We start from the raw sequence: 12,456 nt of genomic DNA, 5'->3' as shown, positions 1-12,456 counted from the left end.
AGCTGGGCCTGTATTACAGGATGCTCAGCGGGTACTCGACGATCAGGCGTACATCGTCTACGTCGTTGGACGAGCCGAAAGCTACGTCGCTGCGAACGGTTGCATGACGAACGCGGAAGGACAGGTCCTTGGCTGCGCCATCTTGAACAACGTATTTGGCTTCCAGGTTGCGTTCCCAGCGGCTGGCGTCGCTGTCAACGACACTGCGGTCATCTTCGCGGAGAGTGGCGTTGTCACTGGTGACGTAACGTGCCATGAAGCTCAGGCCGGGGACGCCAAAGGTCGCCATGTCGATGTCATAACGAACCTGCCAGGAGGTTTCGTCTTCGGCGTTGAAGTCCTTCACCTGGATGGAGTTGGCCAGGTAGATGGTGCCGCCGCCGTCTGCGCCGTAGTCGTAGCCGTTGTCACCGTTGTTGCGCTGGTGAGCGACGGTGAACTTGTGGGCGCCCAGGGTGTAGGACGCTGCCAGGCTCCAGATGGTGTTGTCGAGGCTCTGGCCGTAGGCTTTCTTGTCGTAGTCGGTCTTGTAGATGTTGAAGTCGAAGCCCAGGGACTGCTCTTCAGCCAGCGGTACGGTCAGGTTGACGTTGGCGTATTTCTTCTTGAAGGTGTCTTCAAGGTCAGACGCGAACAGAGAGGCGCTCAGCGAGTCGGTGAAGGCATAGGTGCCACCGTAGACGTTGATCGATTTCATGCCGCCGCTGTCGCGCTCGGTTTCCCACTGCTGGTTCAGTGCAGTGAAGCGACCGCCGCTCAGGGTCAGGCCTTCGATCTCTTCGACGGTCAGCAGAGTACCGGTAGTAGCTTCCGGCAGCAGACGGCTGTCGTCGGTGCTGAATACGGGCAGGGCCACGAACTGGTTGCCGTATTTCAGTACGGAGTTGGACAGGCGGACTTTTACAGCGGCGCCGGCTTCGGAGAACTCGTCCTGGGAACGGCCTTCGCTGTCCATGGGCATTTCGAGGATGCCGGCACGGCCTTTGCCGCTGTCCAGCTTGATGCCCAGCAGGCCGTAGGCGTCAACGCCTACACCAACGGTGCCTTGGGTGAAACCGGAGGAGAACGTACCAATGAAGCCTTGGCCCCACTCGGAGGTGTAGCCGGCGGGATTATCGTCAACTGCACGATAGTTGGTCGCGTCGCCACCACGATGGAAGTCGCGGTTGATGTAAAGGTTGCGCGCCAGCACGCTGAGAGTGCTGTCTTCAACGAAGCCCTTGGAGTCGGACTGTTGGCTGGCTACTGCCATTTGAGTGGTGCCCGCGGCCACAGCCAGGGCGATGACGCTCCACTTCATCACTTGCATTGTGATTGCTCCTTTGGTTTTTGAAGATTCTCGCCGCTTTCTTATATGTTGAAGGCGGTTCTTTCTTTTTGTGTCGGCGCTAACTTATAGCACGACGTCTATGTTGGCGATAGTTCAACTCTATTCCTTACGAATTCTTCACGGCCATGTCGCAAATTCAGTGTGAGCATGTCGCATATTCGTAGTTTTCGCCTTGCAATCCCTTCGTTTCGTATTTTTATGCGGTCTGGGCGGGCACTTAGCACAACTAAGCCTGCACTTCCGTCCTTCATTTATTGCACGCTTCTGATGGCTGTTTGACAGCCTGTTGTCGGCACTTCGAAGGCGGGGTGCGGGCACTTGCAGGTGCCTGCTGCGACCTTGTTCCCTCTAAAGCAACAACCGTGCTCAAAGTGGGTCCTTTGCCTGGAAATTTTGCGACAGTGTGGCGGATGGCTCGTTCGGGGCGAGCCGGCATTGCTCGGTGGCTCTGCCGTGCAGCCTGTCAGCATGGGGGATGGCGGGTGTTCTCATGCTTTTCGGGGGTTGCGGTATGGCTCGGGCTTCGCTAGGGCCGTGCCCTGCGATGGGGCGAGTGTGGCGTGGGGTAACGGTCTTTGGCTTCGTGTGCGATTTTGGTGCGTTGCGGTAACCGCTGCGCACTTTCAGGACGCAGGGTTTCGGTAAGCCTGGCTTCCTTTATATAGAGGGGCTTACGGTTCCGCCGGGATCTTTCCTTGGGTATCCTGCGCGCCGTTTCCTGTCTCGCGCTGCTTTGTCTGTCGCCGGGGCGGGATTAAGCTTGGGCTACACCCGGAAGAACAGGAGAGGTCGTTATGTTCGCCCTGGATCAGAGACTGCAGCAGGATTGCCTGCAGGTCGGAGATTTCCCCCTGTGCCGTCTGCTGTTGATGAATGACGTGCACTACCCCTGGTTCATTCTCGTGCCCCGTCGTGAGGACGTCAGTGAGCTGTTCCAGCTCGATGCTGATGACCAGCTGCGCCTGTGGAGCGAAACCACCCGCCTGGCGGAAGTGCTCAAGGACAGCTTCGGCGCCGACAAGATGAACGTCGCCACCCTGGGCAATGTGGTCAGCCAACTGCATATGCATGTGATTGCGCGTCGTCGTGAAGATGTGGCCTGGCCCGCTCCTGTGTGGGGGCGGCATCCGGCTCAGCCCTATAGGCCGGAGCAGGTCGGCGAGGTGATGGCCAAGCTGCGCCTGGTGCTTACCGACGATTTCCGTTTCACTGAGGTTCAGCCATGAGCCTGGAGGAGCGCATCAACGAACTGGAAACCCGCTTGGCGTTCCAGGACGACACCATCCAGGCGCTCAACGATGTGCTGGTCATGCAGCAGCGGGTCGTGGAGCGTTTGCAGCTGCAGTTGGCCGCATTGGCCAAGCGCCAGGAGGAGCTGATCGGGCAGTTTGGTGGCGGCGGTGACGACGACGTACCGCCCCCCCACTATTGAATCGAGTGCATGAAAAAGCCCGCCATCTGGCGGGCTTTTCTTTGGCAGTCGACTTAGCGGCGGCCGGGCAGTGCGGCGATAACGTCTTCGGCCTGCAGGCCCTTGTCGCGTTGCATGACGGAGAACTCCACACGCTGGCCTTCGATCAGGACGCGGTGGCCTTCGCCGCGGATGGCGCGGAAGTGCACGAAGATGTCATCGCCCGAGTCGCGGGAGATGAAGCCGAAGCCCTTGGAGGTGTTGAACCACTTGACCGTGCCGGTCTCGCGGTTGGACATGTCCTGGGACAGCGGTGCGGCCTGGGTGACCTTGCGCAGGTTGATCGCCAGGTGCAGCAGCACGGCGGCGATGGCGGTCAGCAGGCTGAGGAGGATGGCCGGCTGGTTGCCGATGGTGGACAGCGGCGCGAGCAGGTTCAGGGTCTGCAGGACCACGGCCAGGACCAGCAGGGCGGAGACGACGCCTTGCAGTTGGTTGCGCAGGCCCTTGGCCCAGGCCGGTACTACGGGGGCGAGCAGCAGGTTGAGCAGGCCGAGTAGTGCCAGGTAAAGGGCATCGGGTTGTTGCAGGTAGGGCAGGGCATCGGTACGCAGGCTAGGGACGAAGGACAACAGGAGCGCGACAGCGCCCGTCAGTAGATGGACGATCTTCAACATATTCAATGGACTCACCTTGATAACGCTCGCGTCGGAAAGACCGTCCGGGTAGCGGTTCCGGATTACGGAAGGCTGTCTGGGGGTCGTTTCCGGGCCTCGGCAACTTGAGGCCGGGAGCACCGGGCCGTATTTAACAGCAAAGAGGAGGGCTACTCAAATCAAGCGGTTAGCGCCGCTTCCGGGGTCTGCGGGTGGACCTGGTTGCGGCCGTTGCGCTTGGCCTGGTAGAGCGCGTCATCTGCCCGGGTGAGCAGGCTTTCGAGGTTGTCGCCGGGCTCTGCCAGGGCCAGGCCGAAGCTTGCGGTGATGGTGTCGAGGACCTGGTCGGTGCGGCGCACCTTGACCCGCAGCGACTGGAACTTCAGGCGCAGGGTTTCGGCGAACTGGTGGGCGGTGGCCAGGTCGTAGCAGTCCCGCAGTACCACACAGAACTCTTCGCCGCCGTAACGGGCCGCCATGGCCCGGGGAGGGAGCAGTTCACGCAGCAACTGGCCGACATGCTGCAGCACCCGGTCACCCAGGGGGTGGCCGAAGTGGTCGTTGAACTGCTTGAAGTGGTCGATATCCAGCATCACCAGGGCCAGCCCGTCGTGGGTGTTGGCCAGTGCCTGTTCCAGCAGGCGGGTGAAGGCGTGGCGGTTGAACACCTGGGTGAGGCTGTCCAGGGTGGCGGCCATCTGGGCTTTTTCCAGCTGGTTGCGCAGGTTCTGAATCTCCGACTGGGCGGCGCGCAGGCGATAGAGGAACTGTTCCTGCTGCTCCTGCATCAATTGGGTGCTTTGTTGCAGCTCGCCGAGGACGCCGGGCAGGTCGTCGATGATCGGGTCGTGCAGGGCGGCGAGGCCGAGGGTCAGGCTGTGCTGATAGGCGGTGCTGCCGACAACGCTGCGGCTAACGCCGGACTCAATGTCATCCACCAGTTCGATGACCTGCTGTTGCCCGGCACGGGCGGCGTCCAGTTCGCCACGGATGATGTAGTCGCGGTAGAGCTTGATCGCGGATTCCGGGGGAAAGCTGTCGAAGTCCTTGACGATCTTGTCGAGGCGCCGGTTGAGGTCCGGCTCCAGGCCTTTGCTGTAGGTGTACCAGAGGGCGTAGTGGACCGGATTCGGCGGAATGTCGTGGCGCACCATGAGGGGCACCGCCTGCTTGAGCAACTCGGCTGCTTCGCGGGTCTCTTCAGGGAACAGCTCGATGAGCAGGGGTGGTTTCGGCGGCTGACTCATTCACGTCACTGTGTCGGGGTGCGGATTCGCAGAGCATAGTTCAGGCGGGCTTACGCGCATAGCGAAAGGCCCGGAGAACCGGGCCTTTGCTGGAGATTTTCCGTGATCAGCTCGCGAGCAGGCTGCGCAGCATCCAGGCGGTCTTCTCATGGACCTGCATGCGCTGGGTCAGCAGGTCGGCGGTCGGCTCGTCACTGACCTTGTCCAGCAGCGGGAAGATGCCACGGGCGGTGCGTACGACGGCCTCCTGGCCCTGCACCAGTTGGCGGATCATGTCTTCGGAGGCCGGCACGCCTTCCTCTTCCTTGATCGACGACAGGCGCGCATAAGAGGCGTAGGTACCCGGTGCCGGGAAACCCAGGGCGCGGATGCGCTCGGCGATGGAGTCCACGGCCAGTGCCAGTTCGGTGTACTGCCCTTCGAACATCAGGTGCAGGGTGTTGAACATCGGCCCGGTAACGTTCCAGTGGAAGTTGTGGGTCTTGAGGTAGAGGGTGTAGGTGTCCGCCAGCAAGCGGGACAGGCCCTCGGCGATAGCTGCGCGATCCTGTTCGGCGATTCCGATATTGATTTCCATGCCTTTACTCCTCTCAGTGGCCAGGGCCTGGCTAGGGCCCGTGATGCGGCAGAGCCTAGCATAGAGCGTCCCATGGTCTGCCTTGGCTTATATCAATCGTTGCGATGCGTTGAGGCTATCGGCCGTCGAAAACGTCAGCGACGACCGAGCAGTTTCGCCAGGATTCGCGGGTAGCTGGCCGGCAATAGGCGCTGGATGCGGTCGAGCAGACGGGCGTCGGCGCCGATCAGGATGCGCGGGCGCTGCTGGCGGATGCCTTCGAGGATCACCCGGGCGGCTTCGTCGGGTGTGGTGCGCGCCACCTTGTCGAACTGTGCCGCTGCGCGGGCGGCGTCCTGGCGGCCGTCGGGTCCCTGGTAGAAGCGTGCGGCCTTGGCGATATTGGTGCGGATGCCGCCGGGGTGCACGCAGGCTGCTTTCACTCCCGTGTGCGCCAGCTCCTGGCGCAGGGCCTCGGTAAAGCCGCGGACGGCGAACTTGCTGGCGTTGTAGGCGCCCTGGGTGGGCAGGCTGATGATGCCGAAAATGCTGGAGACGTTGACGATCTGCCCTTCGTTGTTCTTCAGCAGGTGCGGCAGGAAGGCCTTGGTGCCGTGCACCACGCCCCAGAAGTTGATGTTCATGATCCATTCGAAGTCGTCGTAGCGCAGCTCCGCAACCGTCTGCGAAAGGGCGACGCCGGCATTGTTGATCACCAGTTGCACGCTGCCGTGCGCAGCCAGAACCTCGTCGGCGAAGGCATAGACAGCCGAGCGTTCGGCGACATCCAGCGGGTGGGTGGTGATCTTCAGTCCGTCGCGCTGCAGTTCACTGGCCACCTGGGTGAGGTTTTCCCGGTCGAGGTCGGCCAGCGCCAGGTGGCAGCCTTCGGCGGCCAATCGGTGAGCCAGTGCGCGGCCGATGCCTGATCCTGCTCCCGTCACCACTGCGACTTTCCCTGCTAGCGCCTGCATCTGGACTCCTTGTTGGTTCTGCCCCGTCGCGGGTGGCCGGGCTGCGTGGGCAGCTTAGTCAGGGTGCGAGGGGGCGACAACCGAATCAAAGGTGGGCGAGGGCGGGGTCTTCCTGCAGGCAGAGGTTGAACATATTCACCCAGTAAGCGCTGAACTGGCTGCCGCCAAGGCCGTTGATTTCCAGGATGGCACGCAGCAGTGGGCGTTTGCTCAGGGTCTGGTGGGCGCGCTCGTGGGTGCGGGCGTCGAAGGTGTCGACGATGTCGAGGATCAGCGCGCCGGGGCTGATCTCCGTTTCATGCAGGCCCTTGGGGTAGCCGCTGCCGTCGGCGTGCTCCTGGTGCTGCAGGATGATCTCGGCGGCGTCTTCCCATTGCGGCATGCGCTTGAGCAGCTCCGCGCCCATGCGCGGGTGGGACTGCATGCGCCGACGCTCGTCATGGTTGAGCGGCTCCTGCTTGTGCAGCAGCTCCAGCGGCAACAGAGCCATGCCCAGGTCGTGCAGGCAGACGGCGGCCGCCAGCTGGCGGGGGGATTCTGGGCGCCCGGCGCGCTCGTTCATCGCCAGGGCCAGTTCGAGCTGGCGCTGGCCGCGGCCCTGCCAGAAGCGCGAGCGATTCTCCGCCGCCAGCATCAACTCGACGAAGAACCTCAGGTCGGGTTCGTCTTCCAGGCCGTGGCGGGCGAAGGGGCCAGTGTTCTTCGCTTCGGGTTCGGGTGGCAGCAGGCGCGTGCTCGGGTCCAGGCGATGCAGCAGCGCGCTGCGCAGTTCCGCCTGGCGCTGTTCGGGGGCATTGGCCAGCGCCTTGAGGGCCTTGCTCAGTGGGCGGATGTCCTCCGGCTCGCGGGTGTCGCCCTTCAGCGCCTGTTCGATCTGCAGGCGCAGCCGGTCCTGCAGCAGCAGGAGGATGTCGCCCAGCAGGCTGTCGAACACCAGGGCGCCTTCGCGCAGTTGGGCGAGCACGTCCTCCAGGGCCTGGGGCAGGGTGTTCAGCCGGTCCAGCCCGACGTAGCCGAGGTTGCCCTTGAGCGTGTGCACCAGGCGGAACAGCTCGCGCAGGCGCTCGTCGTCATCGGGATGACGCTCGAGCTCGATCAGCAGGTGCTCGCAGCGGGAGAACTGCTCGCGCGTCTCCTGGCGGAAGTCGTCCAGCAGGTCCGTGGTGATGTCGACGGGGCGAGGCGTGGCCATGGATGGTCCTCCACCGGCTTGGGCCCTTCAGTATAGAAAGGCTTCCGGCGGGCGGCTGCGCGGTGTCGATTAACCATATATAATCCGCCCCTTTGCCACCGGTCCCTGGCCAGCGGCAGTGTGGTCCCGATGCCCGGCGGCGATTCGCAGCCCGTTCGCGGTCATCGACGGCATGCACACTGGCGGCCCGACGAATTCAAGACTCAAGAGAAGCGAAACACGACCATGATGCGCAGCCACTATTGCGGCCAACTGAACGAGAGCCTGGACGGCCAGGAAATCACCCTTTGCGGCTGGGTCCACCGTCGCCGCGACCATGGCGGGGTCATCTTCCTCGACATCCGTGACCGTGAAGGCCTGGCCCAGGTGGTGTTCGACCCGGATCGCGCCGAGACCTTCGCCAAGGCTGACCGCGTGCGCAGCGAGTACGTCGTCAAGATCACCGGCAAGGTGCGTCCGCGCCCGGCCGGTGCGGTCAACGCCAACATGGCGTCCGGCGGTATCGAGGTGCTGGGCTATGAGCTCGAAGTCCTCAACCAGGCCGAGACCCCGCCCTTCCCGCTGGACGAATACTCCGACGTGGGCGAAGAGACCCGCCTGCGCTATCGCTTCATCGACCTGCGCCGCCCGGAAATGGCCGCCAAGCTGAAGCTGCGCGCGCGCATCACCAGCAGCATCCGTCGCTACCTGGACGAGAACGGCTTCCTTGATGTCGAGACGCCGATCCTCGGCCGCCCGACTCCGGAAGGCGCGCGTGACTACCTGGTGCCGAGCCGCACCTACCCGGGCAACTTCTTCGCCCTGCCGCAATCGCCCCAGCTGTTCAAGCAGCTGCTGATGGTTGCCGGCTTCGATCGTTACTACCAGATCGCCAAGTGCTTCCGCGACGAAGACCTGCGTGCCGACCGTCAGCCGGAATTCACCCAGATCGACATCGAAACCAGTTTCCTCGACGAGAGCGACATCATCGCCATCACCGAGAAGATGGTTCGCCAGCTGTTCAAGGAAGTCCTCGACGTCGAGTTCGACGAATTCCCGCACATGCCCTTCGAAGAAGCCATGCGCCGCTACGGTTCGGACAAGCCCGACCTGCGCATCCCGCTGGAACTGGTGGACGTTGCCGACCAGTTGAAGGACGTTGAATTCAAGGTCTTCTCCGGCCCGGCCAACGACCCGAAAGGCCGTGTCGCCGCACTGCGCGTTCCGGGCGGGGCGAGCATGCCGCGCAAGCAGATCGACGACTACACCAAGTTCGTCGGCATCTACGGTGCCAAGGGCCTGGCCTACATCAAGGTCAACGAGCGCGCTAACGGCATCGACGGCCTGCAATCGCCGATCGTCAAGAACATCGCCGAGCCGAACCTCAACGTGATCCTCGATCGCGTCGGTGCGGTCGATGGCGACATCGTGTTCTTCGGTGCCGACAAGGCCAAGGTCGTCTGCGACGCCCTGGGTGCCCTGCGCATCAAGGTCGGCCATGACCTCAACCTGCTCACCAAGGAGTGGGCGCCGATGTGGGTCGTCGACTTCCCGATGTTCGAAGAGAACGACGACGGCAGCCTGACCTCGCTGCACCACCCGTTCACCGCACCCAAGTGCAGCCCGGAAGAGCTGGAGGCCAACCCGGCCGGCAAGCTGTCCCGCGCCTATGACATGGTGCTCAACGGCACCGAGCTGGGTGGTGGTTCGATCCGTATCCACGACAAGGCCATGCAGCAGGCCGTGTTCCGCGTACTGGGCATCGACGATGCCGAGCAGGAAGAGAAGTTCGGCTTCCTCCTCGATGCGCTCAAGTACGGTGCCCCGCCGCACGGTGGCTTGGCCTTCGGCCTGGATCGCCTGGTCATGCTGATGACCGGTGCTGCGTCGATCCGCGAAGTGATCGCCTTCCCGAAAACCCAGAGCGCCGGCGACGTCATGACCCAGGCTCCGGGCAGCGTGGACGGCAAGGCACTGCGCGAACTGCACATCCGCCTGCGCGAACAGCCCAAGGCCGAGTAAACCGTTCCATCCCGACGGCGGCGCCCAGTGCGCCGCCGCCACCTAGCAAGCACGGAGTCAGTTATGGCTGGTCATTCCAAATGGGCCAACATCAAGCACCGCAAGGAGCGCCAGGACGCCAAGCGCGGCAAGATCTTCACCAAGCTCATCCGTGAGCTGACCGTTGCCGCCAAGCATGGCGGTGGCAACCCGGCGGACAACCCGCGTCTGCGCCTGGCCGTGGACAAGGCGCTCACCGCCAACATGACCCGCGACACCATTGATCGCGCGATCGCCCGGGGCGCCGGCTCCAACGAAGCCGACAACATGGTCGAGCTGAGCTACGAGGGTTATGCACCGAGCGGCGTGGCGATCATCGTCGAAGCCATGACCGACAACCGCAACCGCACCGCCGCTGAAGTGCGTCACGCATTCAGCAAGTGTGGTGGCAACCTCGGCACCGATGGTTCGGTGGCCTACATGTTCGATCGCAAGGGCCAGATCAGCTACGCCCCTGGCGTGAACGAAGACGCCCTGATGGAAGCCGCGCTGGAAGCGGGTGCCGATGACGTGGTCGCCGCTGAAGACGGCTCGGTCGAGGTGTACACCTCCTTCGCCGACTTCCTCAGCGTCAACGAAGCGCTCACCGCCGCCGGTTTCAAGGGTGACGAGGCGGAAGTGGCGATGATCCCCTCGATCAGCGCACCGATCACCGATGTGGAAACCGCACAGAAGGTGTTGAAGCTCATCGACATGCTCGAAGACCTCGACGACGTGCAGAACGTCTACAGCAACGTGGACATCCCCGACGATGTGATGGCCCAACTGGGCTGACACGAAAAAGCCGGAGCCGACGCTTCGGCTTTTTTACTTGGGCACCTGATATAGAGCGCCAATGACCCTGATCCTCGGTATCGACCCTGGCTCGCGCATCACCGGTTACGGCGTGGTTCGCGATACCGGGCGCGGCTGTGAATACATCGCTTCCGGCTGCATCCGCACCGGCAGCGGCGAGCTGCAGGAGCGCCTGCTGATCGTCTTCCGTGGCGTGCGCGAGGTCATCCAGACCTACGGGCCGGTGACCATGGGCATCGAAAAGGTGTTCATGGCGCGCAACGCCGACTCTGCCCTCAAACTGGGCCAGGCTCGCGGTGCCGCCATAGTCGCGGCCAGTGAGGAGGGACTGGAAGTGGCCGAGTACAGCGCCAGCCAGGTCAAGCAGGCCATCGCCGGCACCGGCGGCGCCGACAAGCAGCAGGTACAGATGATGGTCATGCACCTGCTCAAGCTGGTGCAGAAGCCGCAGATCGACGCCTCCGACGCCCTGGCCATCGCCCTGTGCCATGCGCACCACCGGCAGAGCCTGATTCCCCATGGCCTGGCCACCGCCAAGCGCCGTGGCGGGCGGCTCCGTTTGTAACCCCATATAAGGACGCACTTCGTGATTGGACGTTTGCGTGGCACCCTGGCGGAAAAACAGCCGCCGCACCTGATTCTCGATGTCAACGGCGTCGGCTACGAGCTGGAAGTGCCCATGACCACCCTCTACCGCCTGCCCTCGACCGGCGAGCCCGTGACCCTGCACACCCATCTGGTGGTGCGTGAGGATGCGCACCTGCTCTACGGCTTCTTCGAGAAGCGCGAGCGGGAGCTGTTCCGCGAGCTGATCCGTCTCAACGGCGTTGGCCCGAAGCTGGCCCTGGCGCTGATGTCCGGGCTGGAAGTGGACGAACTGGTGCGCTGCGTGCAGGCCCAGGACACCTCCACCCTGGTGAAAATCCCCGGGGTCGGCAAGAAGACCGCCGAGCGCCTGCTGGTGGAGCTGAAGGACCGTTTCAAGGCCTGGGAAACCATGCCGAGCATTTCTACCCTGGTGGTGGAGCCGCTCAAGGCTGCCGCCTCCAGCGCCGAGAACGATGCGCTCAGCGCGCTGATCTCCCTGGGCTTCAAACCCCAGGAAGCCAGTCGTGCCGTGGCTGCCATCAAGGAAGACGGGCTTTCCAGCGAAGAACTGATCCGCCGTGCCCTGAAAGGAATGGTGTAACACCGCATGATCGAAGCCGACCGCCTGATAACCGCCAGCAGCCGCGACCGCGACGAGCAGCTGGACCGGGCCATCCGCCCGCTGAGCCTCGCCGACTATGTCGGCCAGCCGACCGTGCGTGAGCAGATGGAGCTGTTCATCCAGGCGGCCCGCGGGCGCAGCGAGGCGCTCGATCACACGCTGATCTTCGGCCCGCCGGGCCTGGGCAAGACCACCCTGGCCAACATCATCGCCCAGGAAATGGGTGTCTCGATCAAGAGTACGTCCGGCCCCGTACTGGAGCGCCCGGGTGACCTGGCGGCGCTGCTGACCAACCTCGAGTCCGGCGATGTGCTCTTCGTCGACGAAATCCACCGCCTGTCGCCCATCGTCGAAGAAGTGCTGTACCCGGCGATGGAGGACTTCCAGCTCGACATCATGATCGGCGAGGGCCCGGCGGCCCGCTCGATCAAGCTCGACCTGCCGCCCTTCACCCTGGTCGGCGCCACCACCCGCGCCGGCATGCTGACCAACCCGCTGCGCGACCGCTTCGGCATCGTCCAGCGCCTGGAGTTCTACAGCACCGCGGACCTGACCAGCATCGTCACCCGTTCGGCCGGCATCCTCGGCTTGCACATCGAGCCGGAGGGCGCCTTCGAGATCGCCCGCCGCGCCCGTGGTACGCCGCGTATCGCCAACCGCCTGCTGCGACGCGTGCGCGATTTCGCCGAAGTCCGTGGCCAGGGGCAGATCACCCGGACCATTGCCGACCAGGCGCTCAACCTGCTGGACGTCGACGAACGTGGCTTCGACCACCAGGACCGGCGTCTGCTGTTGGCAATGATCGACAAGTTCGACGGTGGCCCGGTAGGCGTCGACAACCTGGCGGCGGCGATCAGCGAGGAGCGCCACACCATCGAGGATGTTCTCGAGCCCTATCTGATCCAGCAGGGCTACATCATGCGCACGCCGCGTGGGCGTGTGGTCACCCGCCATGCCTACCTGCATTTCGGGCTGAACCTGCCCAAGCGCATGGTCGAGTCGTCCGCCGATGATTTCTCCGGAGCGGGGGACGAATAAGGGAAAT

The 12,456-nt window shown here is 63.5% G+C and carries 13 protein-coding genes and 1 pseudogene; 7 read left to right on the top strand and 7 right to left on the bottom strand.

Going from position 1 to position 12,456, the window contains the following annotated elements; genetic code table 11:
* Nucleotides 1–13: 13 nt before the first annotated feature.
* Nucleotides 14–1,309 carry an OprD family porin gene (locus OEJ36_RS00285; protein ID WP_263399935.1) on the bottom strand — a complete coding sequence of 432 codons (1,296 nt, stop codon included), beginning with the start codon at nt 1,307–1,309 and terminating at the stop codon, nt 14–16.
* Nucleotides 1,310–2,124: 815 nt separating this feature from the next.
* Between OEJ36_RS00285 and OEJ36_RS00280 the strand changes: the two genes are divergently transcribed.
* Both OEJ36_RS00280 and OEJ36_RS00275 read left to right on the top strand, forming a co-directional pair.
* Nucleotides 2,125–2,556 carry an HIT family protein gene (locus tag OEJ36_RS00280; protein ID WP_263399934.1) on the top strand — a complete coding sequence of 144 codons (432 nt, stop codon included), beginning with the start codon at nt 2,125–2,127 and terminating at the stop codon, nt 2,554–2,556.
* On the top strand, nt 2,553–2,762 hold the full coding sequence (locus OEJ36_RS00275) for a SlyX family protein (protein WP_021221434.1): 210 nt from the start codon (nt 2,553–2,555) through the stop codon (nt 2,760–2,762). Before OEJ36_RS00280 ends, OEJ36_RS00275 begins: the two co-directional genes overlap by 4 nt.
* 53 nt (nt 2,763–2,815) lie before the next feature.
* Here OEJ36_RS00275 and OEJ36_RS00270 read toward each other — a convergent pair whose 3' ends face one another.
* From OEJ36_RS00270 to OEJ36_RS00250, 6 genes and pseudogenes are all read right to left on the bottom strand, one after another.
* Entirely contained in the window at nt 2,816–3,040 is a 225-nt protein-coding gene (locus tag OEJ36_RS00270; protein WP_164488216.1) for a cold shock domain-containing protein, read from the bottom strand.
* A 54-nt stretch (nt 3,041–3,094) separates the two neighbouring features.
* A pseudogene (locus OEJ36_RS30430) lies at nt 3,095–3,418 on the bottom strand (cold shock domain-containing protein membrane protein); the annotation flags it as partial.
* A gap of 158 nt (nt 3,419–3,576) precedes the next feature.
* On the bottom strand, nt 3,577–4,644 hold the full coding sequence (locus OEJ36_RS00265) for a GGDEF domain-containing protein (RefSeq protein ID WP_263399933.1): 1,068 nt from the start codon (nt 4,642–4,644) through the stop codon (nt 3,577–3,579).
* Nucleotides 4,645–4,750: 106 nt separating this feature from the next.
* A complete protein-coding gene (locus OEJ36_RS00260; protein WP_021221431.1) occupies nt 4,751–5,221 on the bottom strand; it encodes a Dps family protein in 471 nt (156 codons plus the stop codon).
* Between the two features lie 134 nt (nt 5,222–5,355).
* Complete coding sequence (locus OEJ36_RS00255; RefSeq protein WP_263399932.1) at nt 5,356–6,174, bottom strand: SDR family oxidoreductase; 819 nt, start codon at nt 6,172–6,174, stop codon at nt 5,356–5,358.
* 85 nt (nt 6,175–6,259) lie between these two features.
* A complete protein-coding gene (locus OEJ36_RS00250) occupies nt 6,260–7,366 on the bottom strand; it encodes an HD domain-containing phosphohydrolase (protein WP_263399931.1) in 1,107 nt (368 codons plus the stop codon).
* 225 nt (nt 7,367–7,591) lie between these two features.
* On the opposite strand from OEJ36_RS00250, the gene aspS reads away from it, so the two are divergent.
* The 5 genes from aspS to ruvB all read left to right on the top strand — a co-directional run bounded on the left by aspS (nt 7,592) and on the right by ruvB (nt 12,449).
* Nucleotides 7,592–9,367: an aspartate--tRNA ligase gene (aspS, locus tag OEJ36_RS00245; RefSeq protein WP_263399930.1), complete on the top strand. Its 1,776-nt coding sequence runs from the start codon at nt 7,592–7,594 to the stop codon at nt 9,365–9,367.
* Between the two features lie 63 nt (nt 9,368–9,430).
* On the top strand, nt 9,431–10,180 hold the full coding sequence (locus OEJ36_RS00240) for a YebC/PmpR family DNA-binding transcriptional regulator (protein ID WP_021221427.1): 750 nt from the start codon (nt 9,431–9,433) through the stop codon (nt 10,178–10,180).
* A 61-nt stretch (nt 10,181–10,241) separates the two neighbouring features.
* Nucleotides 10,242–10,766, top strand: a complete 525-nt coding sequence (ruvC, locus tag OEJ36_RS00235; RefSeq protein ID WP_021221426.1) for a crossover junction endodeoxyribonuclease RuvC — start codon at nt 10,242–10,244, stop codon at nt 10,764–10,766.
* 21 nt (nt 10,767–10,787) lie between these two features.
* Entirely contained in the window at nt 10,788–11,390 is a 603-nt protein-coding gene (gene ruvA, locus OEJ36_RS00230; protein WP_263399929.1) for a Holliday junction branch migration protein RuvA, read from the top strand.
* A 6-nt stretch (nt 11,391–11,396) separates the two neighbouring features.
* Entirely contained in the window at nt 11,397–12,449 is a 1,053-nt protein-coding gene (gene ruvB / locus OEJ36_RS00225; RefSeq protein WP_263399928.1) for a Holliday junction branch migration DNA helicase RuvB, read from the top strand.
* Nucleotides 12,450–12,456 lie beyond the last annotated feature (7 nt).

Source organism: Pseudomonas sp. PDM13, from assembly GCF_025685765.1.
Lineage (GTDB): Bacteria > Pseudomonadota > Gammaproteobacteria > Pseudomonadales > Pseudomonadaceae > Metapseudomonas > Metapseudomonas solani.
The sequence above is the reverse complement of the archived record's forward strand: the minus strand, read 5'-3'. Positions and strand labels throughout refer to the sequence as shown.

Coding starts and splice junctions, on each gene's coding strand:
- OEJ36_RS00285 (WP_263399935.1), bottom strand. CDS start 1,309: ATGCAAGTGATGAAGTGGAGCGTCATCGCCCTGGCTGTGGCCGCGGGC.
- OEJ36_RS00280 (WP_263399934.1), top strand. CDS start 2,125: ATGTTCGCCCTGGATCAGAGACTGCAGCAGGATTGCCTGCAGGTCGGA.
- OEJ36_RS00275 (WP_021221434.1), top strand. CDS start 2,553: ATGAGCCTGGAGGAGCGCATCAACGAACTGGAAACCCGCTTGGCGTTC.
- OEJ36_RS00270 (WP_164488216.1), bottom strand. CDS start 3,040: ATGTCCAACCGCGAGACCGGCACGGTCAAGTGGTTCAACACCTCCAAG.
- OEJ36_RS00265 (WP_263399933.1), bottom strand. CDS start 4,644: ATGAGTCAGCCGCCGAAACCACCCCTGCTCATCGAGCTGTTCCCTGAA.
- OEJ36_RS00260 (WP_021221431.1), bottom strand. CDS start 5,221: ATGGAAATCAATATCGGAATCGCCGAACAGGATCGCGCAGCTATCGCC.
- OEJ36_RS00255 (WP_263399932.1), bottom strand. CDS start 6,174: ATGCAGGCGCTAGCAGGGAAAGTCGCAGTGGTGACGGGAGCAGGATCA.
- OEJ36_RS00250 (WP_263399931.1), bottom strand. CDS start 7,366: ATGGCCACGCCTCGCCCCGTCGACATCACCACGGACCTGCTGGACGAC.
- aspS (WP_263399930.1), top strand. CDS start 7,592: ATGATGCGCAGCCACTATTGCGGCCAACTGAACGAGAGCCTGGACGGC.
- OEJ36_RS00240 (WP_021221427.1), top strand. CDS start 9,431: ATGGCTGGTCATTCCAAATGGGCCAACATCAAGCACCGCAAGGAGCGC.
- ruvC (WP_021221426.1), top strand. CDS start 10,242: ATGACCCTGATCCTCGGTATCGACCCTGGCTCGCGCATCACCGGTTAC.
- ruvB (WP_263399928.1), top strand. CDS start 11,397: ATGATCGAAGCCGACCGCCTGATAACCGCCAGCAGCCGCGACCGCGAC.